The following is a 26,310-nucleotide window of genomic DNA, read 5'->3' on the forward strand; positions in this document are numbered from 1 at the left end:
ATAATAAATATTTATTTTTTAATAGCAAGTTGTTCAATATGACAGTGAAATTTCAGCAGCAATCTGAATTTGGTCATTTAAAACAGCCTCAATATCTTCTTCAGTAGTTAATGGATTAGCAATTACTGCACGCATGGCAATTACAGGAATTTCTTTGTCCAAGCTAATAATTATTTTTGTTGTTCGTGAGATAAAAGTACGACCGATATGACGCTGCATTTTTTGTAAATATTCATTAAAATTATTGATAATCTTATTATCTGTTTCTGTTAACTGTGTTTTGGCAATCAGCCCTCTAAATTGCTCTGGAATATAGCGATAGATTAATAGATTAGTATCAGGTTCTGCCAACAATTCAAATTCAGGCATCGCCGAAATCCGAGCAGCCATGTATTGAGTTTTGCGGATTCCTTCATCAATTAAAAACTCATATCCCTTAAGCCCAATCAGTTTTAGACCAGCGTGTAAAAATAAAGCCATGCCCGGCCGAGAACCTTCTAAAGCACGTTTACCTAAATCAAACGATCCCTTACGCATGGTATAGCTAGCCTGTTTTTCGATTGAAGAAGCTAGATAGGGGTTGCGGAAAAAGACCATACCAATACCCATTGGCAAATATAGTTGTTTATGTCCATCAATAGTGACTGAATCAGCTTTTTCTATACCAGCAAGCTTATACCGATATTGTTCAGAAAAAATCAGCGGGCCACCCCAAGCAGCATCTACGTGAAAATGAGCATTGGCTTCTTGTGCAATCTCCGCAATATCTTTAAGGGAATCAACTCCACCTGAATCTGTTGTGCCAGCAACCCCTACAATTGCGATAATTAGTAAGTTTTGGTTACGACAGTCTATAACAGTTTGGCGCAGTGCTTGTAAGTTAACTCGATTATTACAGTCAGCAGGGATTCTCATCAAACTATGAGTACCAATGCCCATCAAATCCGCAGCTTTATCAAAAGAGTAGTGCATCAAGTCAGAGCCAATAATTACTGCTCCTTTGTAGCCATAGAAATCTAGAGCAGCTGCTAAACCTTCTTTTTCTACGCCGAGAAATCCATCTTTTGGCCCTAGTGAAGCATTTCGCGCGCACCAAAGTGCTGAGATATTCGCCACTGTTCCACCAGAAACTAAGATTCCTAGTGTACTGAGGTTGTTTTGAATATGTTGAGTGTAAAAACCATCAGAAAAATTATAAATCTGTCGATGCAACATAGCCAAAGCCTCACGTTCACAAAAGGTGAGGGCTTTAGCTGTCTCTATTTTGACGGCGTTTTGATTCATTGCCGTCATGAGTGTAGCCAAAGGGCGTACAAAACTAGGAAGTGCCGAGGTCATGTGACCAATAAATCGTGGCGAAGATGTATGTATTGAATGAGCAACAAGATTATTGCCTATGTACTTGAGATAGCCCTCAAAGTTAGTGGGCTGAAGTGGAATTTTACTATCAGAAAACTTTTCTAGTAGTGAGTCTAAATCAATATTGGTATTAGAGTCAATATTGCTTAAAAAATCTTGAGAAATATTATCAGTTATTTCATCTATTTGTTTTTCAATAGAGTTTACCTGATTGAATGAAGCAAACATTTGCATTACTTGCTCCTCTATCCCATCATGTAATACCTGTTCAGATTCAAAAAGGTAATTCTTGTTTAGCATTTCTTGGCTGCTCGATGTCATATTGTATTTGTTGCAATAAATTTTTATACTTCATTTTTGAAATAAGAAGGTTTTGCCTTCTTTTTTTTAAGTGTTATGAGCACTTTCTAAAATGTTCGATTTTATAAGGTATCCATCTTCTAGCGATCGCCCTTATTTCTTCAATGCCTTGTTGAGACTAAACATCTTTTTGCTTTGTTGCTTCTCGATACTCTTTTCTAACTTGTTTTCGCCGCTGTATTGAAGCCGTTCTGCTCTTTGGGTAATGAGCAGCTAGTAAAACAGGTGTTTCTTCGCTAGATTCCTGACTAAAATATTTAGCCAAGTGACTTATAGTCGGATATTCAAACATATCAACCAAGGTGAAATCTCCCTGAAATACTTTTTGCAACTTGCTATGAACCTGAATTAATAGCAATGAATGACCACCAAGTTCAAAGAAATTGTCATGAATTCCCACGTTCTCAACATTCAGTATTTCTTGCCATATACTAGCAATAGTTTTTTCTATTTCGGTTTCGGGTGGCTGATAAGCTGCTTCTAATTTAGCTCTTGTGGTACCAGGTGCAGGCAATGCTTGGCGATCGACCTTACCATTAGGTGTAAGTGGTAGTGCATCTAGCATCACGAACGCTGACGGCATCATGTAGTTCGGCAGCTTTGCCTCTAAATGCTGCCGTAATTGAGACACAACCTGAGTATTAGACATCTGCTGTAGTGGAGTATTAGTAAAATCACTCCAAGTTTGAGAGCTAGCTGTTTTTCCACTGCCAGGAGGAGCCACCATTATAGGCTTTATTTGTGATGCTACAGTGCGCTTTTTGAATACTACCTGGTATTGACCATCGACACTATCGTCTGACCAGCTAATATCGACGATATAAGGTAATTCTTCACTAACAGCCCATAATTCTTCGGGGTCTACGCCAGTTGTTGCTATTGCCTGAAGAGCTTGGCGTACCTCACTAACATTTGTTAAGTCTTTGGACTTTTTGAGTAATTCTAGAGCTTTTATATCTGGCAAGACACGAGCATTAGGCACATTAACAATTCCTAAAATATCCGGCTCAGTGTCTATAAGTAATTGGCGGACAGATGCAAGTGTCAGCTTTGCTTGCTGCCAATCTAACCATGAAATATCTACTGAAGGATTGTCATGTCCTACATGGATAATCACATCGTAGCGGAATTTAGTCAACTCATTATGAAAGTGCCCGCGTTCCAGATGAATTTCTACATGACTAATCTTGGGCAGATGCTGCTTTAAGGCGATAAAAAAGGCCGGATCGATAACTAACTGTTTCTCTGCAAATATTTGCTTTTGCACAAGTTGCTGTAAATTTTCTACAGAGAGAGAGGCTGGTGCTTTATGTAGTTGAACAGAGGTGTGAAAAGCTTCTAGTAAGCTAAAATTGCGAACATCTCCTAGAAATACAAAGCCTCCAGGCTCTACTACATTTACAGCACCTTCCAACACCTTTAATAAGTAGTCAACACTTGGAAAATATTGGGCTACTGAGACTATAAAGACAGCATCGAAAGTATCTGTATTTATACCAGTGAAGTCATCTGCTCCTTTCTGGATAAAACTCACTTCTGACAAATTTTGCCCTAAGTTGCTTAATTGTTGCTGGAGAATGTTTAGAGCATTTTGCGAAATATCAGTTGCACAGTATTGTGTGCAATAAGGAGCAAAACGTAAAAGCATTAGACCGCTACCACCACAACCAATTTCTAGGATGTGGGTTGGTTGCAAAGCTGAAATCCGCTCAACTGTTTGATCCATCCATTCACGTACTTCTCGATCAGGGAGATGCAAGCCTGTATAGCTACTTTCCCAGCCCTTGATATAAAAACCTGACTGTTGTTCTGAGTCTAACTCGTTGTAAAGGCTATCAAAAACTGCCTGCCACTGCGAGGCTTGTTGAGTGTTCAAATCAACTGCTGATGTCTGCTCTTTTACAACATCAGATGTATTAGCAACTACATAAGCCACTAACTGCTCGTAGTCTGACACATCTTTCCTAGAAATCACTGTTGCTTCCGTAACAGATGGATGTTTGTTGATGAGTGCTTCTATTTCCCCTAGCTCAATACGGAAGCCCCTAATTTTTACTTGGTTGTCAATACGATCGCTAAATTCAATTTGACCATCGCTGCGGTAGCGTACCCGATCGCCTGTTTTGTAAAGACGAGAACCTGGGCGATCGCTAAAAGGATTTGGTATAAACTTCTGATCTGTTAGTCCTGGTTGGTGCAGATAACCTCTGGCTACGCCAATTCCTCCAATGTGCAATTCGCCCCAAACACCGATGGGAACCGGTTGTAAATCAGTATTTAACACATAAGTTTGCATATTAGCGATCGGTGTGCCAATCGGCACTTCCCCTTCTACAGTTGTCAGGTCGCAAACTGTAGCAACTACTGTGGTTTCTGTCGGCCCATAGCTATTAATCAAACGTATGCCTGATTCTACTTGCTGTTGCCAAATGTTAACTTTATCTGGTAAAGCTTTTTCGCCACCAATAATAACTAGGCGCAGTGATTCTGGTAGCTTTAATGCTGATGTTGCAAGTTCTGAAGTTATCTGATGCCAAAAAGCAGTAGGTATATCTAAAACCGATATGCAATGCTGTTGGCATTTTTCTAAGAAAGTTTCGATCGAAACCAACATTTCATCAGTTCGCAATACCAAAGTCGCACCGTGTAGTAAACAAGGAAAAATTTCTTCACAAGCGGCATCAAAGCTGATGGAGGCAAATTGCAAGATCCGATCTTGTGCTTGTAGTTGGTATTGTGCGATCGCTGCTTGGACAAAGTTTACCAAAGACTGATGTTCAATAGTGACACCTTTAGGTGTGCCAGTAGAGCCTGATGTATAAATCACATAGACTAGATTTGCAGGGGTGGTTTGATTTACAGGGTTTTGTTTGATTGCTGACGATCCGGCTTGCCAATTAATATCGTCATCTAAGCAGATGACTTTTGCTGTATGTGGTGGTAGTTGTGCTAGTAGGTACTGTTGTGTAAGTAATACTGTAAGTGGAGCATCATTTAGCAGCAGTGCCAATCGCTGCTGTGGATAGGTTGGATCGATCGGTACGTAGGCTCCCCCAGCTTTGAGGATAGCTAATAGCCCAATTATCATCTCGATCGATCGCTCTACACAAATCCCGACTAATACTTCTGGTTTTACTCCTAAAGTTTGTAAATAATATGCTAGTTGATTGGCTCTGGCGTTGAGTTCGCAGTAGCTCAACTGTTGGTCTTCAAACACCACTGCGATCGCATCAGGTGTACGTTCTACTTGAGCCTCGAATAACTGATGGATGCATTGATCTTGAGAATATTCAACCTGAGTTTGATTCCACTCCACAAGTAACTGATGTCGCTCATCTTCTGTTAAGAGCGATAACTCACCAAGACGTTGCTGTGGATTGGTGGACATACCCTCTAGCAAAGTCTGTAAATGTCCTAGCATCCGGGTGATAGTGTCAGTGTCGAAGCGATCGCTGTCATCGCAAGTAATATTGAGCAACAACTCCTCACCTGGATTCACGCTTAGGGTTATCGGATAGTTAGTCTTTTCAAAGCTATGAAATTCCTCTATCTGCAAATTTATATCCCTCTGCCGTAAGGAAGGATCTACAGCATAGTTCTCAAAAACTAATATACTCTCGAACAGAGATACACCTTTGGAAACTTCGCTCCATTCTTGGACTTTCACTAATGGACAATACTCGTATTGCCGTGCTTCAACTAGTCGATCTTTGATTTTCTGAAGCCAAGGCAAAAGAAATTCTTTCGGTGATACTTGTACTCTAATCGGTAACATGTTGATAAACAGCCCTACCATAGACTCGGCTTGAGGTAAAGTAGGGGGACGACCAGAAGTTACTGCCCCAAAAACTACGTCTTCTTGACCACTGTAGCAGCTCAATAGCAAAGCCCAGGCTCCCTGTACTAGAGTGTTCAGCGTTAACTGGTGTTGCTTTGCTACAGACTGCAATGCTGCTGTTGTTACTACAGAAAGTTTAACTTCTCGCTCGTCATAGCCATCTGTTTGAGTCAGTAATTTTCTAGCTTTTTGATTCACCGATAGCTGTGTCGGAGTGGTAAAACCTTTAAGCATCTGTCGCCAGAAAGTCTCAGCTTCAGATAGGTTTTGTTGCTGTAGCCAGACAATGTAATCTCGATACGGGCGAATTGATTCTAAGTATAAATCTTGACCATTGCTGAAAGCTTTGTAACAAGCAAGGACTTCTTTAAAAACTAAGGCAACAGACCAGCCATCTAGCAACAGATGATGATGACTCCAGGTAAAATTATAGGAAATATCTGAAAGCTGAATCAGTGTTAAGCGCATCAATGGTGGCTGCTTAAGTTCAAAGCCACTAGAGCGATCGCTTTGTAAGAAAAGTTCTAACTTTTGTTGTTGTTCTTCTGGGGAGAGATCCTGCCAATTATACTCCTGCCACGGTAAAACCACCTGTCGATGCACAATTTGTACTGGTTCTTTTAAGCCTTCCCAAACAAAGCAGGTTCGGAGAATGGAATATCGTTCTACAATATGCTGCCATGCCCGATGAAAGGCTGTAACGTTGAGTTTTCCGTGGAGAGTCCAGCTAAATTGTTCAAAATAGATGCCAGATTTAGGATCTGCAAGACTATGGAACAGAATGCCCTGCTGCATAGGCGAGAGGGGATAAAAATCTTCAATGTTTTTGTTTTGCACACCCATGTTAGATATCCCCCATAGCTGCTGTAATGGCATCGAGATCGGTTTGATCCCATTGGCTTTGCTGAAAATCTGCGAAATCGGAAGGGGTAAAACCACCTGCATTGGGAGATAGGCAATGAGCAATCAGCGATCGCAGTTCCTCAATAAACTTCTGAGCAAGTACCTCAATCGTGGTTTGTCGATGCAACTGATTACTGTAATACCAATTCATTTCTAAATTTCCTTGATAAATACCACCGTTAATTTCCAGTAAATGAGTTCGTTTACTGTGCAAATTTTTAGTAGAACCACTTGATTCCTGTGCGAAGCTAAATAAAGATGATTCTGATAAAACTTGATCGAACTGTCCTAAATAGTTGAAAGCAACTTCAGCCTTTGATGAGGAAAATTTTTCCGCTATTTTTTTGTCCTGACTAAGATAGCGCAGTAATCCATAGCCAATACCTCGATTCGGAATTGCTCGTAGCTGCTCTTTTATCGACTTCAAGACTTTTCCTTGCTCGTTGGCATTTTCCAGCTTTAGGTGTACTGGGAAAATAGTTGTAAACCAACCGATAGTCCTCGATAAGTCCACATCCTCAAAGATTTCTTCTCGCCCATGCCCTTCCAAGTCAATTAGTAGAGAATTTTCTCCCGTCCAGTGATTAAACGTTAGTATAAGTGCTGTTAACAATACATCATTAATTTGTGTCTGGTAAGCTGCTGGCACTTGTTGCAGCAAACTTTGGGTTTCTTCTACAGACAGCGATACTGATACCATAGAAGTGGTTTCTTCTATATTATTTCCATCAGGAAAATCTCTTGGTATAGACGAAACTGATTGATATTGTGTTCTCAGCCAAAAGTCTAGCTCTGAAAGTAGTGCTGAAGCTTGTGCATATTTTTGTAGATGGCTAGACCATTGTTTGTAAGAAGTTGTTTTGGGTGGCAACTTAATTACTTTGCCTTGACTAATTTGCTGGTAAGCTGTTTGAAAATCTTCAATTAAAATTCGCCAAGAGACACCATCAACAGCTAAGTGGTGAATAATCCAAAGCAAGCGGTTGGGTTGATTGTCGCCCAAGTTGAAAAGCGCAACCTGGAATAACGGCCCTTGTGACAGATTTAAGCTAGCTTGAAGTTTAGTTGCTGCTGCCTCTATTGCTGGCGATTGTCGATCTTTTGGCAGTGCTGAGAAATCAAAGCATGTCAGTGGTATTACATCATCAGGACTAACAATAAGTGCTTGAGTACTAAATTCCTCTTGTATAAATCGTAAACGTAGTACATCATGATGTATTTGTAGAAACTTTATAATTTTCTCTAAAACCACAGGGTCAATATTCTGTTTGCTTTCTAATAATACAGCTTGATTCCAATGGTGTGGTTCTGGTTGCTTTTGTTCAAAAAACCAGTGTTGAATAGGTATTAGCTCTAGCGCTCCAGTTAAAACTCCTTGTTCAGCTTGAATTTTCTGAGTTGCACCAATTACTGTCGCTAATTGGGCAATAGTTTGGTACTGAAACATCTGTTTAGGAGTTAGGTGCAGCCCTGTTTGGTTGGCTTTGGATATTACTTGAAGGCTAAGAATCGAATCCCCACCTAATCCAAAAAAGTTGTCGTTTATACTTATATTTTTCAGGCCTAATACTTCTGTCCAGATTCCAGCCAACTGCTTTTCAAGGGTTGTCTGCGGTGCTACTAGTTCTTTGTCTTCAGGTCTAGTTGTATCAGGTGTCGGTAGTGCCTTACGGTCAACCTTACCATTAGGTGTTAATGGTAGTGCTGATAATATGACAAAAGCTGCTGGCACCATATAGCTTGGCAACTTTGACTCCAGAAAGCCACGCAATTCAGAAATCGTTAGCGTTTGCTCTATTTGTGGAACTATATAGGCAACTATTTGTTGAGAATCCGTCTGTGAAAAATTAACCACAACTACAGCTTCTTGGACTGCTGGGTGTTGAATAATAACTGCTTCAATTTCTAACAGTTCAATACGAAAACCACGGACTTTTACTTGATAGTCAACGCGACCAATATATTCGATCTCTCCATTAGGCAAATAGCGTGCTTGATCTCCAGTTTTATATAACCGTTCCCCTGGCAAGTTGGCGTAAGGATTGGGAATAAATTTCTCCGCAGTCAGTTTTGCATTGTTTAGATAACCACGGGCTAAACCTGCACCACCAATATACAACATTCCTGCTACACCTACAGGAACAGGTTGTAAATTTTGATCTAATAAATAAATCTGGGTGTTGTAAATCGGGCGACCGATAGGTGGAGTGTTGCTGGTATCCTTGTGTATGCAGGCAAAGGTTGAATAAGTTGTATCTTCTGAAGGTCCATATAGGTTAAATACTTTTTGTATATTATCTTGCTGATAAAGTTGTTGTACAAGTTTATTATGAAGTGGTTCACCTGCAACATTCACAATCTGCACTGAAGTTGGAATACTATCAGTTTTTAATAACTGTGAAATTACACTTGGGACAGTATTAATTAAGGTTACATCTAAGGCTACTGACGAAGTTGGTAACAAGAGTGCGTTCTCGATTAAAATCACTTTGCCACCACAACACAGAGGAACAAATATCTCGAATACCGAAAGATCGAAGCAAATTGAGGTTGATGCTAAAACTCCTTGCATAGCTTCCATCGCAAAGGTTTTGTTTGCCCAATCCAACATTGCAACTGTGCTTGCGTGTTGAATCATTACACCTTTTGGTCTGCCTGTTGAACCAGAGGTATAGATGACATAAGCTAGGTTCTGACTAGTTACAAGAGATAATAAATTTTCCTGAGTTTGTTGGGCAATTGTCTGCCAATCGGTATCTAAACAAACCACTTTAGCTTTGTGTTGCGGTATCGCCTCAAGAAGCGACTCTTGAGTTAAAAACACTGGGGCTTGAGTATCTTCTAGTATAAATGCAATGCGTTCTTGAGGATAGCTGGGGTCTAATGGTATATATGCACCACCTGCTTTCAGGATGGCTAATAGCCCAATTATCATCTCGAGCGATCGCTCTACGCAAATCCCAACTAATACTTCTGGTTTTACTCCTAAAGTTTGCAAATAGTGAGCTAGCTGATTTGCTCTGGCGTTGAGTTCGCAGTAGCTCAACTGTTGGTCTGCAAACACCACTGCGATCGCATCAGGTGTGCGTTCTACTTGAGCCTCGAATAACTGATGGATGCATTGATCTTGAGGATAATTAACCTGAGTGTCATTCCACTCCACTAGCAATTGACGTTTTTCTGCTTCTGTTAGCAGTGATAATTCTGATAGTCGTAGTTTTGGATTGGCAATAATCTCTTTAAGTAATATCTGGAAATGTCCAGCCATCCGCTTAATAGTACTTGACTCGAATAAATCTGTATTAAACTCGAGGTTAGCAAAAAGTTTTTGTGGTGTTTCTGTTATCTCTAGAGTCAAATCAAACTTGGCGCTACCATTATCAATTGTCAAGGGACTTATAGTCAAACCAGGCAACTCGAAAACTGACATTGGTGTATTCTGAAGCACAAACATTACTTGAAATACTGGCGTGTAGCTCAAGTTTCGTTGTGGTTGCAGTTCTTCTACTAGCTGCTCAAAAGGTAAATCTTGATGGGCGTAAGCTCCTAATAGCTTTGTCCGCACGCGAGTTAGTAGATCCTCAAAAGTAGGATTACCTGCCAAATTAGTTCGCAGCGCAATTGTATTAGCAAAAAAACCAATTAATCCTTCTAATTCTGGGCGATCGCGATTAGCAATAGGCGAGCCAACTACAATATCTTCACTACCTGTATAACGCCATAGTAATGTTTGAAAGGCTGCCAACAGGGTCATAAATAAGGTACTTCCATGCTGCTGGCTCAATTTATTTAAGGCTACATATAAATCATCAGATAACTCAAATGAATAGCTGGCACCCTGAAAGCTGCTAACAGCAGGTCGTGGGTAGTCAGTGGGTAACTCTAATAATTTTGGTGCGCCCTCTAACTGGTTTTTCCAATAAGATATTTGTGATTGTAGTAGTTCTCCTTGTAGCCGTTTTCGCTGCCAAGCTGCAAAGTCTACATACTGTATTGGCAGTTCTGAAAGCAAAGAAGGTTGCCCTTTCGAGAAGGCTTCGTAAAGTACTGCGACTTCTTGAGTCAGTACTCCCATTGACCATCCGTCAGAGATAATATGGTGCATTGTGAACACTAGAATGTGTTCTGTTTCTTTGAGACGCAGCAAAGTAGCTCGCAGTAATGGAGCTTGGCTCAAATTAAAGGGTTGCTGAATTTCTTGTATAACTAACCTTTTAACTTCAGCTTCTTGCTCAACCTCAGATAATTTCTCCAGATTGATGGTAGGTAAATTCAAGCTTAAATTAGGAATAATTACCTGAACAGGTTTTTCTTCTATCGTTGCGAAAGTAGTTCGCAAAACTTCGTGGCGTCGCACTATTTCATCCAGGGTTTGCAATAATGCAGCTTGATTCAGGAAACCTGTAAGACGCAAAGCTGCCGATATGTGATTAGCAAAGTTACCAGGTTGTAATTGCTCTATAAACCAAAGTCGTTGTTGACCAAAAGACATTGGAAAAGTCTGAAGCTGGCTAACCTTTTCTTGAAGTAATTTTGCCAACAACTCACGTTTTTTTTCTGGTGAAATATCATTAATCTTCTCGTGATTACTGGTCATTGCTCGCTTCCCTTTTCTGCTAACACCTTATTAAGCAGTAACTCAACTTCTTGGTCTGAAATTTGATCGAGCTTTGCCAACACCTGTTGCCCATTACTCCGCTCGATTCTTTCAATCATGTTGATACTATATCTTTCTCCCGAACTTCGGATCTGTTCAACTATCAATGCTTGATCGATGATAGTGGGTGCTTCAAAAAAGCTATGCAGAGACAGGTTTACTTGAAACTCTTGACGCAATCGAGAGAGAAGTTGAGTAGCTAATAGGGAATGTCCTCCCAAATCAAAAAAACTATCATAAATACCTATTTGATTAATTCCCAGTATCTGTTGCCAGATTTGAGCAATAGTTCCTTCAATTTCATTATTAGGTGCAACATAATCATTACCTAGATTTGGGCGAGGATGGTTTGCTTGGGAAATACTAGCTGAAGCTGAGTTATCTTCCAGAAGTTTTAATCCTTCTTCCAGAAAATTGAAATAATGATTCTCCTTAATTACATCTGAGAAATTTTTTGTTGACACAACAACGTGAGGTAAGGCACTTCCCAAAATGCGATCAAAAGCATCAGCGCCTTCTTGGGGCATTATTGCTTCTTTTAATTCTTCTGCAACTACATCTTCAGCTAGATATTTGAGATTATCTGGTAAAATAATCTTCGTTGCCATACCTACTTCTTGCCAAGTATCCCAGTCGATGGATATTGTTAATCGTCCAGATTTAGAAACTTGATTATATGCATATACATCAAGAAATGCATTAGCCGCGCAATAATCTACCTGTCCAAATTCACCCAATATAGAACTTTGGGATGAACAAAGTACCAAGAAATCTAGATTAATATTCTGAAAAACTTGCTCTAGTAATATCGTTCCTCTGACTTTTGGTGCGAGTACCTTGCTTGCTATATCCGGGGTTTTAAGTTGGATGACACCGCCACCAGCAATACCCGCTGCGTGGATAACACCATTAATCACACCAAATTTTTCTGTTGACTGAGCAATCACAGCCTGCATTTGTTCGGAATTAGTCACATCCGCACTGGTTACCAAAACTTCTGCCCCAAGAGCCTCTAATACTTGGACTTTACAAATTATCCGGCTAACCCGATCTTGTTGATCGTGAGTTGCCAACCATTCTTGCCAATGATCTTTTTCGGGAATACTCTTTCGTGCAACTAGAACTAATCTAGCCTGCACTTTCTTTGCTAGATGTTCTGCTAATACTAAACCAATACCGCCTAGTCCACCAGTAATTAAGTAAACCCCTCTCTCTTTTAACTTAGTTTTATCAGCTATGCTCTGTTCTAAATGCACAGGCTCGAAGGATTGAATCCAGCGATGATAACCACGGTAGGCAACTATCTCATCTGTTTGATCTGCTGTAAATTCGGCGATCAGATTGTCTAAAACATTTTGTCCTAGTGGGGTTTTTAAAGAATTGACTACTATATCAATATTACGGCAATATATGTTTGAATATTCCTTGGAAATTACCTTACATGGCCCCAATACGGTTGCTTTAGAAGGGCATAATTTCTCCTCGCCAGTTACATCATATAAATTACTGGTGACTACCATCAGCTTCAGAGAATTGCTAATATCTTGTTTTCCTAAGGCCTGTGCTAAAAAAAGTAGACTCCAGAAACCGAGATGCTGACAATCTTCAAAAAATTGATGTTGTGTTTGTTCGTCTAGCTCTTGAGAGTGTAGAGTATCGTTGGGAGTAACGCCCCAAAAATGGGCAATTCCCTGGGCAGTCCAATTCTGCTCTCGTAGTGTTTGAAGCAAGATATCATAATCATCTCTCTGTTGGGGATTAATTGTATATGTACAGTCACTAAGTTTCGCAAAATTATCTGCGACTTTGACGGTAATCACATCGTGACCTTGTTGTTTGAGTCTTTCTGCAATTTCTGATCCCACTCCATAGGTATCAACAAAAACTAGCCAACATAACTTTTGTTCTACCAGCTTTTGTTTTTGGAAAAGCTCAAGCGGTGTAGATTCTCTCCAACGAGGAATGTAGAACCAGTCAGCAATATCTGGCTTTTTATCTAAGGTTTTTGGCGACTTCATTGCCAGAAGTGCATTTCGATTTACCTCCAGCCAGTAACGCTTGCGCTCAAAAGGATAAGTAGGTAAGGGTAGACGATGACGCTTTTCATCTACGTAAAAACCAGACCAATCAATTTGAACTCCTACTACCCAAAGTCTACCCAAGGTCTTGAGTAAAAATGCTACATCTGATTGTTGCTCTTGAGGATGTCGCATAGAGGTTAACGCTATCACTTCATCTGTTTGATGTTGTTTAGCCAAACTACTCAGTGTCCCTCCCGGGCCAATCTCCAACAGTATTTGCTCTGGCTGTTTGAGTAACTCTGTTACCCCTTGGCTAAAACGCACTGGCTGCCTTAAATGTCTAATCCAATAGTTAGGGTCTGTCGCTTCTGCTACGGTAATCCAAGTTCCGCTAACATTGGACACAAAAGGAATTTTCGGGGGATTGAGTTTTATTTTTTGTAACGACCAAGTGAAAGTCTCAATGATGGGTTCCATCATTTGAGAATGAAAGGCGTGGGAAGTATGCAAATTTCTACAGCTTACACCTATTTGTTGTAGCTTCTGTTGCAATTGGTCTATCGCTTCTGTCGAACCAGACACCACGCAGGAAGAAGGTGCATTGCTTGCAGCTAGAGAGATTTCCTTTTCTAGCAGTTGTTCTACCTCTTGTTCTGGAAGCTGAATCGAGAGCATAGCACCACCAGGCAATTGCTGCATTAGTTTTCCGCGAGTAACTACTATTGCCAAGGCATCTTCCAAAGAGAAAACTCCTGCTACAGTGGCAGCTACATACTCTCCTACACCGTGACCAATCATAGTCTCAGGACGCACACCCCAGGCCATCAATAACTTGGCTAGAGCATATTCAAGCACAAACAAAGCTGGTTGAATAATTGCTGTTTGCTGTAATTTTTGTGCTGCTTCTTGAGTTTTTTGTTCACAGGGGTAGAAAATTGTACGTAGGTCTACTTCTAAGTGAGGTATGAGTAGCTCGCAGCAGTAATCAACTTGCTCTCTAAATACGGTTTCACTATCGTATAATTCCCGACCCATGTTTACATACTGCGAACCTTGTCCAGAAAACATAAACACAATCGAGCGATTACAAGGTTCTTGGTAATGGGTGAAAGCCATTTGAGGGTCTTGCAGTGCTTTGATTGCATCTCCTTGGTCTTGGCAAACTACCATGCGGCGATGGTTCAAAGTCCAGCGACCCACTTGCAAAGTATGAGCAACATCAGCGAGATTGAAATCTGGATGCTTTTGGAGATAATTAGCCAGATTTTCTGTAGCAGTTTCCAGTGCTGTATTTGTTTTGGCTGAAAGTAATAATAACTGCCAAGACCGAGAAGGGCTAGAGGGTTTAATTATGGTCGCTTCTTCTAAAATTACATGGGCATTTGTCCCACCAAAACCAAAAGCACTAACTCCAGCACGACGAGGAGCGTCATTGCTTTTCCACTCAGACAATGTGTTGTTAACGTAAAAAGGACTGTTAGCAAAATCTATCTGGGGGTTAGGTTCTTCAAAGTTTAAGCTAGGTGGTATCTGTTTATGCTTGAGCGATAAAACGGTTTTGATTAAACTTGCAACACCAGCAGCTTCGTCCAAATGTCCAATATTGGTTTTCAAAGAACCGATCGCACAAAAGCCCTTTTTCTGAGTTTTGCTGCGGAAAGCTTGTGTTAAAGCAGCAATTTCAACGGGGTCGCCTAGAGCGGTTGCAGTCCCGTGAGCCTCTATATAGGTAATTGTTTCGGGTTCCACCTCAGCCATAATCTGAGCCGCTCTAATCACCTTTGCCTGACCGTCAACGCTGGGTGCAGTGTAGCTAACTTTGTTTGCTCCATCATTATTAATGGCGGAACCTTTGATGACTGCATGGATGCAGTCACCATCTGCGATCGCCTCCTCTAAACGCTTTAAAACTACAACACCTAAACCCCTTCCTCTCGGGCATCCCTTGGCCTTGACATCAAAAGCACGGCAATGTCCATCAGGAGATGAGGTTCCATCTTGCTGATATACATAACCGACTGCTTCTGATATTGAGACTCCAGCCGCCAAAGCGATATCACACTCGCCACTAAGCAAACCTTGGCAGGCTAAATGTAAAGCAACTAATGAACTTGAGCAGGTAGTTTGAACTGCATAACTTGGTCCCTGCAAGTTTAATTTATAAGAAGCAAATGTAACGGAAGCTCCAGAGGTTCCTTTTTCTATTTGTTGTTCACCAAGAGATTCTACAATTTCATAATTTGAATAAATATTACGTAAATAACCGCCAAAACTAGTACCCACATAAACTCCAATCGGCTGATTGTAAGCTTCGGAACTATAACCAGCATTTTCAAGTGCTGTCCATGCATGTTCCAAAAACAAACGCAGTCCGGGGTCCATAATTTCAGCTTCTCTGGGATTTATACCGAAGAATGAAGCATCAAACAAATCTATACCTTCAACTACACCCTCCGCCCTGACATAATAAGGGTTTGTCAGATCGGCAGAATCTACACCTAAATCTTTTAGCTCTTGAGCGGTGAAATAATGAATTAACTCTACTCCGTCTCGAATATTTTGCCAAAATCGCTCAATATTTTGAGATTTGGGAAAACAGCCACTCATCCCAATAATAGCTATTTCTAAGCCTGTTTTGTCACTTAAATAATCTACTGATTTAGACATAATTTTTATCCTTTTAATTAATTTTCTATTCGTTTTTAAATAAGTTGTTGTTTCTTTCGTAAGCGGCTTTGTTTTAATCTAGCTTTACCAGCTTCTAGATTTTCATTGATTTGATTACTTTCAGATGCAAATAATTCATCACTATTATCTTTTTGAGTTAAATACTGTGATAAAGAATTTATAGTCGGATATTTAAAAAGGTCAGTTATAGCTAAATCCGCTTTCAAAAGTTCTCGCACTTTGCTATAAACCTGAAGTACATTTAGCGAATGACCACCGAGTTCAAAAAAGTTATCTTTAATGCCAACTTTCTCCACCTTAAGTACTTTTTGCCAAATCTCAGCAACCGTCCGCTCGATCTCATTTCGCGGTGACACGTAAGCTGTTTCTAGTTCTGGGCGAAGATTATCTGGTTTAGGCAGAGCTTTACGGTCTACTTTACCGCTTGGTGCTAGCGGTAGATTTTTCAGTACTACAAAGGCAGAAGGAATCATGTGGTCAGGTAATTTTCCCTTCAAGAAGCTACGGAGTTCGCTAATACTAGGAACTACTTCGGTCTTCGCAACCACATAGGCAACTAATTGCACGTTATCTGCTTGCTCCTGTTGAACCACAACTACATTTTCACGTACATTCGGGTGCTGACCTAAAAATGTCTCAATTTCTCCAAGTTCAACCCGGAAACCACGAATCTTCACTTGATGGTCAATACGTCCAAGGAATTCGATGTTCCCATCAGTCAGCCACCTTCCTAAATCTCCAGTCTTATAAATTAAATCCCTGCGATTACCAGGTAGGCTGTTTATGGTATCTGTAAACGGGTTAGGAACAAAGCTTAAACTGGTTTTTTCTTCGTTTTTCCAATACCCATCACCTACACCAATTCCCGATACACAGATTTCTCCAGGAACACCAATGGGTAATAGCTGCATTTCTTCATCCAGAATGTAGAGATTTAAGTTTGCTAATGGTTTACCAATTGGAACTGTTCGCTGATTTTCTGGCAAAGGCTTGTTAACGATAAACTGGGTGATATCATCAGCAGCTTCGGTAGGACCATAAGCATTAGCAATTCTGATATGGGGGTATATCTCAAGCCACTTATTTACCCATTTAACCGATACAGATTCACCTGATAATATCATCCATTTTAAATCTGGTAATATCCGTTCATGGTTTGGTAATTGGGAAGTATATTCAAGTAACCCTCCAAATAATGTTGGTACTAATTCAACAACAGTAATTTGTTCTGATTTAAGTACTGCAAATAATTGTTCGGGAATCGCAACAGTTTCGATATCTACAATTATAGTCTTTCCACCAATTAAAAGTGGTGCCAAAAATTGCCATACAGAAATATCTGTTGAAGAAGGAGCGCTTTGGAGAAAACAAAATTCCGACCTGAACTCCAACTCATCAAATTGAGCATAAATATGATTTATTGCACCATCATGTCTAATAATTGCCCCTTTAGATAATCCTGTAGAGCCTGAAGTATAAAGCATATAAGCTGGAGTCACAGCATCATTCAGATGTTCTAAATTGTCATGAGGTAGCCGTTCAAAATCACACTTGCTATATATTTTAAGCTCTGTTTTATTAGCCCCTAGTTTAGTTTTATTCAAGACATCATCTAAACAAATAATAGATGATAATTTTGAATCATCTTCTACCAATTCTGATAAGGAATTTAATAGCGAACAATCTGTTAATATAAATTTAACTTCGCTATTAGATAGCATATATTTAATTCGATTCGGTGGATAAGTACTATCAATCGGCACATATGCCCCACCTGCCTTATGGATAGCAAGAATAGCAATCAAAAAATTGATATCGCGGTTTTTAAAAATTCCTACAAAGTCTCCTTTAGAAACTCCTATATTCCGCAATAATCGAGCTATTTGATTAGCTTTTATATTTACTTCTTGATAGGTTAATTTAGTTAATTTGTGAACCACAGCTATTTTGTTTGGAGTTTGAGATACCTGTTCTTCAAATAATTGATTTATTGTCCGATCGACTGGGTATTTTTTAGTATTGTTGTTATATTGTTTCAATAACTGGTGTGTATCAGATTCTTTCAAAAAAAGAATATCTGATATTTTATCATTCACATTTTTGATAATACTTTCAAGACCATTAGCATAATACCTAATCATCAATTTTATATTTTCACTTTGAAAAAGATGTTCTTTATACTCAACATTAATAATAATATCTTCACCATTAACTGAAAAACAAACTGTTATATCATTATTAAGTTGATTTAAATCTTTTTTACTATGAATATTTTCTAATAAAACTACTATGTCAAAAATTGGACAACGATTAGGGCTTGTTGATAGCTCTAACAACTTAATTAACTCATTAAAATTATAGTTTTGATTGTTAAAAGCACCGATAATTGCATCTTTTACTTCAAAAATAAAATCTTTGAATGAAAGTTGATGTGTTACCTGAGTACGCAAGGGAATGACTTTGCTATTTACGCAACCTGTACAATTTTCTTCATATATAGGTATTCCAATAATAACATCATTATTTCGAGTATATTTTTGTAGTAATATATTCAATGCAGACACTAATATCAAGTACGTTGAAAAATAAGAACCTTTAGCTAGCTTAATGATTGCTTTAGATAAGTCATTTGATAAATCAAAGCTAAGAGATTTGTTTCTATCAGTAGGAAATGAAGGTCTTACATAGTCCAGCATTAGATTTGTTTCTGGTAGTTCCCCTGATAACTTATTTATCCAATAAATTTTTTGAGACAATAAGTCATTTGAGTGTGATTTTGTACTCATATTGTTTTCCTGATAACAAACTACTTACTGAATTATGAATACTATTATGCCAATTTAATTTGACATACAGTCATTAAAAGCTTCTTTGATAATTGAACAACCTTTTTCTAAGGTAGACATATCAATTACCAAAGGTGGCAAAATTTTAATTACAGTATCATTTCTACCTGCGCGTTCAACTATTAATCCTAGCTCAAAACAACGCGATGTTATACTTTTAGCAAAACTATTGCCGCCAAAATTTTTTAAATCGATACCCCAAATCATACCAATTCCACGTATTGCTATATTTTCACTAATTGGTGCTATTTCTTGATTAAGAAAATTTTTCAAAAAAAGTTCTTTGGCTTTGACATCCTGTTGGAGATTGCTACTTTCTCTATACTCTAGAGCCGCTGTTGCTCCTATAAATGCCAATTGATTACCCCGAAAAGTACCATTATGCTCACCCGGTTCCCATATATCCAATTCTGGTTTAATTAATAATAGTGACATTGGAAATCCGTACCCACTAATAGATTTAGAAAGTACTACCATATCAGGAATAATATCTGCTCTTTCAAAGGAAAAGAAAGAGCCTGTTCGACCACAGCCAACCTGAATATCATCGCAGATTAATAAAATATCATTCTCGTCACATAACCTTCTTAGTCTTTGCATCCACTCAATGGGAGCTACAACAACCCCACCTTCAGCTTGCACTGTTTCAAAGATTATTGCTGCTGGTTTTTCAAGTCCGGAGTTGACATCATTTAAAACAGAATTTATATATTCTATTGTGTCAAAACTTTCCATGAATCCATAAGGATAAGGCATGAAATTTACATTACTTGATGTACCAATTGCGCCTGCTCTAATTCCGATGTTGCCACTAATCGACAAGCTCCCTAAAGTCATTCCATGATATGCTCCCATGAAGGAGAATATACCTGTTCTTCGTTTTACTTTTCTCGCTAATTTTAAAGCAGCTTCAACTGCATTTGTTCCTGTTGGACCACAAAATTGAATGCGATAATCTAGTTTTTTTGAACTTAGTATTACCTCATCAAACTTGGCTAAAAATTTTTCTTTAGCCGCAGTATACATATCCAAACCATGTGTTATTCCATCGGCATCTAAATATGAGATCACCTTTTCTTTGATATAGTCGTGATTATGTCCATAATTTAAAGCACCTGCTCCTGCTAAAAAATCAATATATTCTTCACCTGATTCAGAATAAATTATAGAACCTTTAGCTCTATGAAAGATGGCCCTAAAATTGCGGCAATAGCTTCTGACGTTTGATTCACGCTTTTCAAATATATTCATGAGTTTTCTATTTGAATTACAAAATACATTAATTAATCTGGTATTGCTGAATTTGGGGTTTTCCTTCAAAAGACTCTTCGGGTCTATAGGAGCGATCGCTAAAAGCCAAAAACCCCTTCGTCTTCTCTAATTACAAATAAATCAAGATCAAAATGCTGGAAATTAAATTTGGTATTTTTTTGTTAACTTTGATTGTTTAAGTTTTATCTAGCCATTTAAGTGGTGGAAACAAAATCAAAATCCAATGACGACATTTCTGTTTCTAACATTGATAATTTAATATGGGGTTTTTGCTCAGTAAGTAACAATAACTCCTGAAGACGTACATGAGGATTCGTCACCACGCCTTCGAGCAATATTTTTAAATGCTCTAATATATTACTGATTGTTGCACCATCAAAGCGGCGAAAATCATAATTAATTCCAATCGTCAGTTCTGAACCAGGATACCCAACTATAGTTAGAGGATAGTTAGTTTTGTAATATTCAGTTTTCTCAGAGATGTTTAGACTCCCCCATTCTTCCAGAAATTTACCTGTTTTTTGGTTCTCGAACACCACTATGCTCTCAAACAAGGTTACGTTACCCCGAACTTCGCTGCACTTTTGAATATCTACCAATGGATAATATTCATATTCACGAATATCTATTAACTGATTTTGCAATTGCTGAAGCCAAGGTAATAAATACTCATGCATATTTACCTTGATGTTTACTGGTAAGGTATTAACCATTTCCCCTACCATTGACTCCGAACCCTCTAAATCTACTGGACGGCCAGAAGTAGTACAGCCATAGACTACATCATTTTTGCCACTGTAGTGATATAGAAGTATAGCCCAAGCTCCCTGAACGAGGGTACTCATAGTGAGGTGATGCTGTCTTGCTAATAAATATAGATTTTTTGTCGTTGCTTCCGATAGACTGATTTTTATATCCTCGTACCGTTGTTCTAAGTGAGATAAGTTGTTTGACTCTAAATTCCTTAAAGGAGTGGCCTCTTTGACTCCATGAAGATGCTGTCGCCAGAACTCCTCTGCTTTTGATGAATCCTGCTGTTTGAGCCATTTGATATAATCTTTAAAGCAACTGCCATCTGCTAAGGATGCATCCTTATCCTGACAATAAGCTTCATAAATTTCAATCACATCATTTAATACCAATGGATATGACCAACCATCAAGAACGATCAGGCTGCTACTCCAAACAAGATAGTAAGCGTGTTCTTGAATCTGGATGATGGCCACACGCATTAGAGGTGCTTGGGAAAAATCAAAACGCCGCAGGCGATCGCTGTTGAGAAAAGACTGTAAACGCTCTTGCTGTTCTAATGGATTGATTTCCTGCCAGTCTTGATATTCTACAGGTACTTCTACTTGGCGATGCACAACTTGTAGTGGTTTATCCAATTCTTCCCAATAGAAGCTAGTACGCAACATTGTGTGTCGGGTTGCTACTTGCTGCCAAGCATATTCAAAAGCCGCAAGGTTCAAATTGCCACTAAAGGTGTAGACAGACTGTGCATGGTATAGCTCCATTTCCGGAGCGTGCAAACTGTGAAAAAGCATACCATGCTGTATCGGAGATAGTGGATATATATCTTGGATATCTTCTTTCATCTTGTTTTATTTTTACTCCCTCGGTTGATTTTCTCTAAAAACCGATCGAGGTCTTGTTGAATCAAATCTGCTTCTGGAAAATCAGAAGGTGTATATCCTCTGTCTTCAGGGGATTGACAATGAGTCATGAGTACTTGCAATGCTTCTAAAAACTCTTGCGCTAATCGTTCGATAGTACTTCGTCGATGTATTTTTTCGCTGTACGCCCAATTCACTCTCAACTGGTTATCAATTACCAAAGCATTGATATTTAGCGTATAAGTCTCCTGGTTCCCCGAACTGCGCGTTTGTCCTTGGGATTTCTGAGAGATTCTAAATATTGATGAGTCCGAAAATGTTTGATCGAACTGACCTAAGTAATTGAAGACGACCTCAGCTTGGGGAAGCGATCGCAGTGCCTCGACTCTCGTAGTATCATGACTTAAGTAACGTAAGACACCATAGCCCATTCCCTTATTTGGAATGCCCCGCAGCTGCTCTTTTACCACTTTCAACGCCTCTACGGGATCAGACGTTTTTCCTAAATCTAATAGTACAGGAAAAATAGAGGTTAACCAACCCAATGTGCGTGAAAAATCTACATCATCGAAAATTTCTTCCCGCCCATGACCTTCCAGAGCCAACAACAGAGAACTATTGCCAGTCCATTGAGAAAAAGCCTGTACTAATGCCGCGAGCAAAATATCGTTAATTTGTGTATTGTAAGCTTTTGGTACTTCTTTTAGCAAGGCTTGAGTCTGTTCCACAGTCAGAAAAATTGAGATGTTCCGAACTTGCTCCACAGTATTGTCGCCGTCAGAAAAATCGACTGGTAAAGGAGCAACCTCCTGCCAAGATGGACTCAGCCAATAGTCCCATTCTTGCTGGAGGGTAGCTGATTGTGCATATTCCTGTAAGCATTGCGACCAATATTTAAACGAAGTTGTCTTTGCTGGCAGTTGCGCTTTTTTGCTTTGACTTAACTGTTGGTATACTGTTTCCAAATCCTCCAGTAAAATCCGCCAAGAAACGCCATCTACGGCTAAATGGTGAATGACTATCAGCAAATGGCTTGGTTGCTGCCCTAAGTCGAACAGAGCAACTCGGATCAATGGGCCTGTTGAGAGATTAAGACTCGCTTGTAATTTGGTAGCAGCTGTTTCGATAGCTAGTTCTTGTTCGCTTGCTGATAGGGCAGAGAAATCCAAGTGTATCCAGGGTACTTCTGCATCAGGACTGGCTATAACCTGCTGCCAGCTAGACTCTGTTTGTTCAAAGCGTAAGCGGAGAGCATCATGGTGTAACAGCAGTTGCTGTACGGATTTTTCTAATACAGCTAGGTCAAGAACTTGTTTAACTTCTAGTAAGACTGCTTGGTTCCAGTAGTGGGGTTCGAGTAGATTCTGTTCAAAAAACCAGTATTGTATTGGTGTTAGAGAAGCTAAACCTGTAATCAGTCCTTGTTCAGCTTGTTGTACCTTTTTCGCAACTGCCACACTTGCCAAACCAGCAACTGTTTGATGTTGAAATAACTGTTTAACTGCCAGTTTTAGACCAGCCTGGTTGGCCCTGGTGATAACTACGATGGCAAGGATGGAATCACCACCTAACTCAAAAAAGTTATCGAAAATACCCACTTTATCCACACCAAGCACTTCTGTCCAAATTTCAGCCAGCTTGGTTTCTAGAAAATTACGAGGTGCTACTAGCTCTTTGCCTAATTCAGGTCTTGCTGTATCTGGTACAGGTAGTGCCTTACGATCGATCTTGCCATTAGGTGTTAATGGTAACGCTTTTAGGCTGACAAAAGCAGATGGTACCATGTAGGGTGGCAACTTTGACTCTAAGAAGCTACGTAGTTCAGGAATTGCCAGTGTTTGCTCTTTTTGAGGAACTATATAGGCGACTAAACGTTTAGAATTTACCGATTCTTCGCTGACTACAACTACAGTTTCTTTTACTGCTGGGTATTGGTTGATCGCTACTTCAATTTCGCCGAGTTCAATGCGAAAACCGCGTATTTTTACTTGGTGATCGATACGTCCAAGGTACTCGATATTACCATCTGCTAAATAACGAGCTAGATCCCCGCTCTTGTATAGGCGTGCGCCCGGCTTGTTGCTGAAAGGATCGGAAACAAACTTAGCTAAAGTCAGATCAACATTATTGATATATCCTCGTCCGACTCCTTCACCACCAACATATAGTTCGCCGACCATACCCACAGGCAAAGGCTTGAGGTTTTCATCTAATATGTATACTTTGGCATTATGGATCGGTTTCCCAATCGGTACTAATTTTTCTAGCCATTGTTCTGGTTGAGCAACCCGATAAGCGGCACAGATGTCTGTACACTCGGTCGGGCCGTAAGTGTTGACAATTTGTGTTTTGCAGGGAATAGAGTCCAGCCATACCTTGAGCCTAGAGATTGAAATCGGTTCACCACCCAAAAATACATACTTCAACGTCTTCTTCATGCACAAGCTTTTATCACCTTGATCTATCAATGGATAAAAGGCGCTCGGAGTGCAGTTGAGCCACGTCACTTGTTTGTTACAAACGGACTCAGCGATTTGTGCAGCGTCATAGCATCCAGATGATAAAAGGTGCAACTCACCTCCAACGAGAAGAGGGGCATAAATATTCTTCTGCGTCAAATCAAAACTCAAAGAAGATATTAGTAAAACACGGTCATTGCAGGTAAAATCGAATTCCGTCACAAACCAATTCATCAGGTTTGCAAAGCTTCGCTGATAGACTCCTGCACCCTTGGGTTTACCTGTTGAGCCAGAGGTGTAGATCGCATACATTAAATTGTCTGGTGTGACACCACTGACTTGATTTTCTGAGCTTTCTTGGGCAATGGTTTCGCAATCTGCGTCGAAACAAATCACATCCCCTTTGTACTCCGATAACCGCTCTGCTAGCCGTTTATGAGTCAACAAAACGAATATATCGGCATTCTCTAGCATGAAGGCCAAACGTTCCGGTGGGTACATCGGATCTAAAGGTACATACGCACCACCCGCTTTGAGGATTGCTAATAGTCCGATGACCATATCGAGCGATCGCTCTACACAAATCCCGACTAATACTTCTGGTTTTACTCCTAAAGTTTGTAAATAATGCGCTAGTTGATTTGCTTTGGTGTTTAATTCCCGATAGGTCAACTGTTGGTCTTCAAACACTACTGCTATAGAATCAGGTGTGCGTTCTACTTGCGCTTCAAATAACTGATGAATACATTCCTGTTGAGGATATTCAACCTCAGTATCATTCCACTCTACAAGCAACTGATGCCGTTCAGATTCACTCAACAGTGGTAACTCCGACAAATGTTGCTGTGGATTAGCAACAACTCCTTCAAGCAAGGTTTGCAAATGACCCGCCATTCGATGTATCGTATTTTCTTCAAATAAATCAGTATTGTATTCTAAGCTTCCAACTAGTCCCTCCTCTGTTTCTATCATTTGTAGGGTTAAATCAAACTTGGCACTATCACTATTGCTTTCAAAAAGAGTTAAAGTCAAACCAGGCAACTCTAACGCAGACATCGGTGCATTCTGAAGCACAAACATCACTTGAAATAATGGTGTATAGCTTAAGTCTCGCTGTGGTTGCAGTTGCTCAACTAACAACTCAAAAGGCAAATCCTGATGTGCATAAGCTCCTAATGCTACTTCCCGCACCCTTTTTAGTAGCTCTTCAAAGCTGGGATTTCCTGCCAGGTTAGTTCTCAATACCAAGGTATTGACAAAAAATCCAATTAACCCTTCTATTTCTGTTCGGTTGCGGTTAGCGATCGGTGAACCGATCGCAATATCTTCCTGATCCGTATAATGCCATAGCAGTGTTTGGAAACCTGCTAACAGGATCATAAATAAAGTACTTCCCTGCTGCTGACTTAATTTATTTAGGGATGCAGATAATTCTTTTGATAACTTAAATGAGTAGGTTGCACCTCGGAAAGTCTGAATTGCTGGTCTTGGGCGATCTGTAGGTAACTCTAATACTTTTGGTGCGTTCTCTAAGTGCTTAAGCCAATAAGATATCTGAGTTTCGAGTACTTCTCCTTGCAGCCATTCTCTTTGCCAAACCGCGAAGTCTACATACTGTATGGGTAGTGCAGGTAACGGTGAGGGTTGTCCATTACAGAAGGCTTGATAAAGCGTTGCTAATTCGCGCACCATAACACCTATCGACCAACCGTCAGAGACAATGTGGTGCATTGTCAGTAATAATATATGTTCTTGTTTACTAAGTCTCAACAGCTTTGCCCTCAGTAATAAGTCGCTGTTGAGATCGAAAGGTTTTTGTGCTTCTTGGGAAGCCTGTTGTCTGACTTCAGCTTCTTGTTGATTTAAAGGTAGCTCGCTAATATCAAATATTGGTAATATTAAGGGCACCGTTTCAGAAATGACAGATATTGCTTGCCCTTCTCTAGTTTGGAAATTGCTTCGCAACGCTTCATGGCGACTGATAATTTCGTTGAAACTTTGTTGCAATGCTCCTAGATTCAATTGTCCCCGTAAACGAACAGCAGCAGGGATGTTGTAGAAAGGACTGTTTGGCTCTAACTGGGACAAAAACCATAAGCGTTGTTGAGCAAAGGACAGGGGAGCCGGACTTATTTGTGAACGTCTTGGAATAACTTCTAATTGAAAGTCAGAGTGAATTTCACCTTGTAACCGCTTTTTGAGAAACTCTTGCTGCACGAGTGAAAGCTTTGACCGTCGTTTTGAAATTTCATCTTTTTTTTTGTCCATAATCTCCCCTGTCAAACTACAAA

8 protein-coding genes are annotated in these 26,310 nt (G+C 39.7%); all 8 read right to left on the minus strand.

All coding sequences use genetic code 11. The features are described 5' to 3' along the window. Positions 1 to 33 precede the first annotated feature (33 nt). The 8 genes from panP to NSTC731_RS35385 all read right to left on the minus strand — a co-directional run bounded on the left by panP (position 34) and on the right by NSTC731_RS35385 (position 26,287). Positions 34 to 1,680 (minus strand): pyridoxal-dependent aspartate 1-decarboxylase PanP, encoded by a 1,647-nt coding sequence (gene panP / locus NSTC731_RS35350; RefSeq protein ID WP_445629008.1) that lies wholly within the window; start codon positions 1,678 to 1,680, stop codon positions 34 to 36. Between the two features lie 157 nt (positions 1,681 to 1,837). Beyond that, the gene (locus tag NSTC731_RS35355) at positions 1,838 to 6,400 is read right to left on the minus strand and encodes an amino acid adenylation domain-containing protein (RefSeq protein ID WP_445629009.1); all 4,563 of its coding nucleotides are present in this window, start codon (positions 6,398 to 6,400) and stop codon (positions 1,838 to 1,840) included. Position 6,401: 1 nt separating this feature from the next. Beyond that, entirely contained in the window at positions 6,402 to 11,057 is a 4,656-nt protein-coding gene (locus NSTC731_RS35360; protein WP_445629010.1) for an amino acid adenylation domain-containing protein, read from the minus strand. Beyond that, complete coding sequence (locus tag NSTC731_RS35365; RefSeq protein WP_445629011.1) at positions 11,054 to 15,805, minus strand: SDR family oxidoreductase; 4,752 nt, start codon at positions 15,803 to 15,805, stop codon at positions 11,054 to 11,056. The genes NSTC731_RS35360 and NSTC731_RS35365 overlap by 4 nt, the downstream gene beginning before the upstream one ends. 35 nt (positions 15,806 to 15,840) lie before the next feature. Then, positions 15,841 to 18,612 (minus strand): non-ribosomal peptide synthetase, encoded by a 2,772-nt coding sequence (locus NSTC731_RS35370; RefSeq protein WP_445629012.1) that lies wholly within the window; start codon positions 18,610 to 18,612, stop codon positions 15,841 to 15,843. Positions 18,613 to 18,666: 54 nt separating this feature from the next. Next, positions 18,667 to 19,923, minus strand: coding sequence for a diaminobutyrate--2-oxoglutarate transaminase (ectB, locus tag NSTC731_RS35375; RefSeq protein ID WP_445629013.1), 1,257 nt, complete (start codon positions 19,921 to 19,923; stop codon positions 18,667 to 18,669). Between the two features lie 215 nt (positions 19,924 to 20,138). Beyond that, the gene (locus NSTC731_RS35380; RefSeq protein ID WP_445629014.1) at positions 20,139 to 21,542 is read right to left on the minus strand and encodes a condensation domain-containing protein; all 1,404 of its coding nucleotides are present in this window, start codon (positions 21,540 to 21,542) and stop codon (positions 20,139 to 20,141) included. After that, complete coding sequence (locus tag NSTC731_RS35385) at positions 21,539 to 26,287, minus strand: amino acid adenylation domain-containing protein (protein WP_445629015.1); 4,749 nt, start codon at positions 26,285 to 26,287, stop codon at positions 21,539 to 21,541. Before NSTC731_RS35385 ends, NSTC731_RS35380 begins: the two co-directional genes overlap by 4 nt. Between the last annotated feature and the right edge of the window lie 23 nt (positions 26,288 to 26,310).

The sequence above is a fragment of the Nostoc sp. DSM 114167 genome (assembly GCF_052692655.1).

Excerpts from the sequence above, each read along its gene's own strand:
- NSTC731_RS35365 (WP_445629011.1), bottom strand. The coding sequence starts at position 15,805 with ATGTCTAAATCAGTAGATTATTTAAGTGACAAAACAGGCTTAGAAATA.
- NSTC731_RS35370 (WP_445629012.1), bottom strand. The coding sequence starts at position 18,612 with ATGAGTACAAAATCACACTCAAATGACTTATTGTCTCAAAAAATTTAT.
- NSTC731_RS35380 (WP_445629014.1), bottom strand. The coding sequence starts at position 21,542 with ATGAAAGAAGATATCCAAGATATATATCCACTATCTCCGATACAGCAT.
- ectB (WP_445629013.1), bottom strand. The coding sequence starts at position 19,923 with ATGAATATATTTGAAAAGCGTGAATCAAACGTCAGAAGCTATTGCCGC.
- NSTC731_RS35355 (WP_445629009.1), bottom strand. The coding sequence starts at position 6,400 with ATGGGTGTGCAAAACAAAAACATTGAAGATTTTTATCCCCTCTCGCCT.
- NSTC731_RS35360 (WP_445629010.1), bottom strand. The coding sequence starts at position 11,057 with ATGACCAGTAATCACGAGAAGATTAATGATATTTCACCAGAAAAAAAA.
- panP (WP_445629008.1), bottom strand. The coding sequence starts at position 1,680 with ATGACATCGAGCAGCCAAGAAATGCTAAACAAGAATTACCTTTTTGAA.
- NSTC731_RS35385 (WP_445629015.1), bottom strand. The coding sequence starts at position 26,287 with ATGGACAAAAAAAAAGATGAAATTTCAAAACGACGGTCAAAGCTTTCA.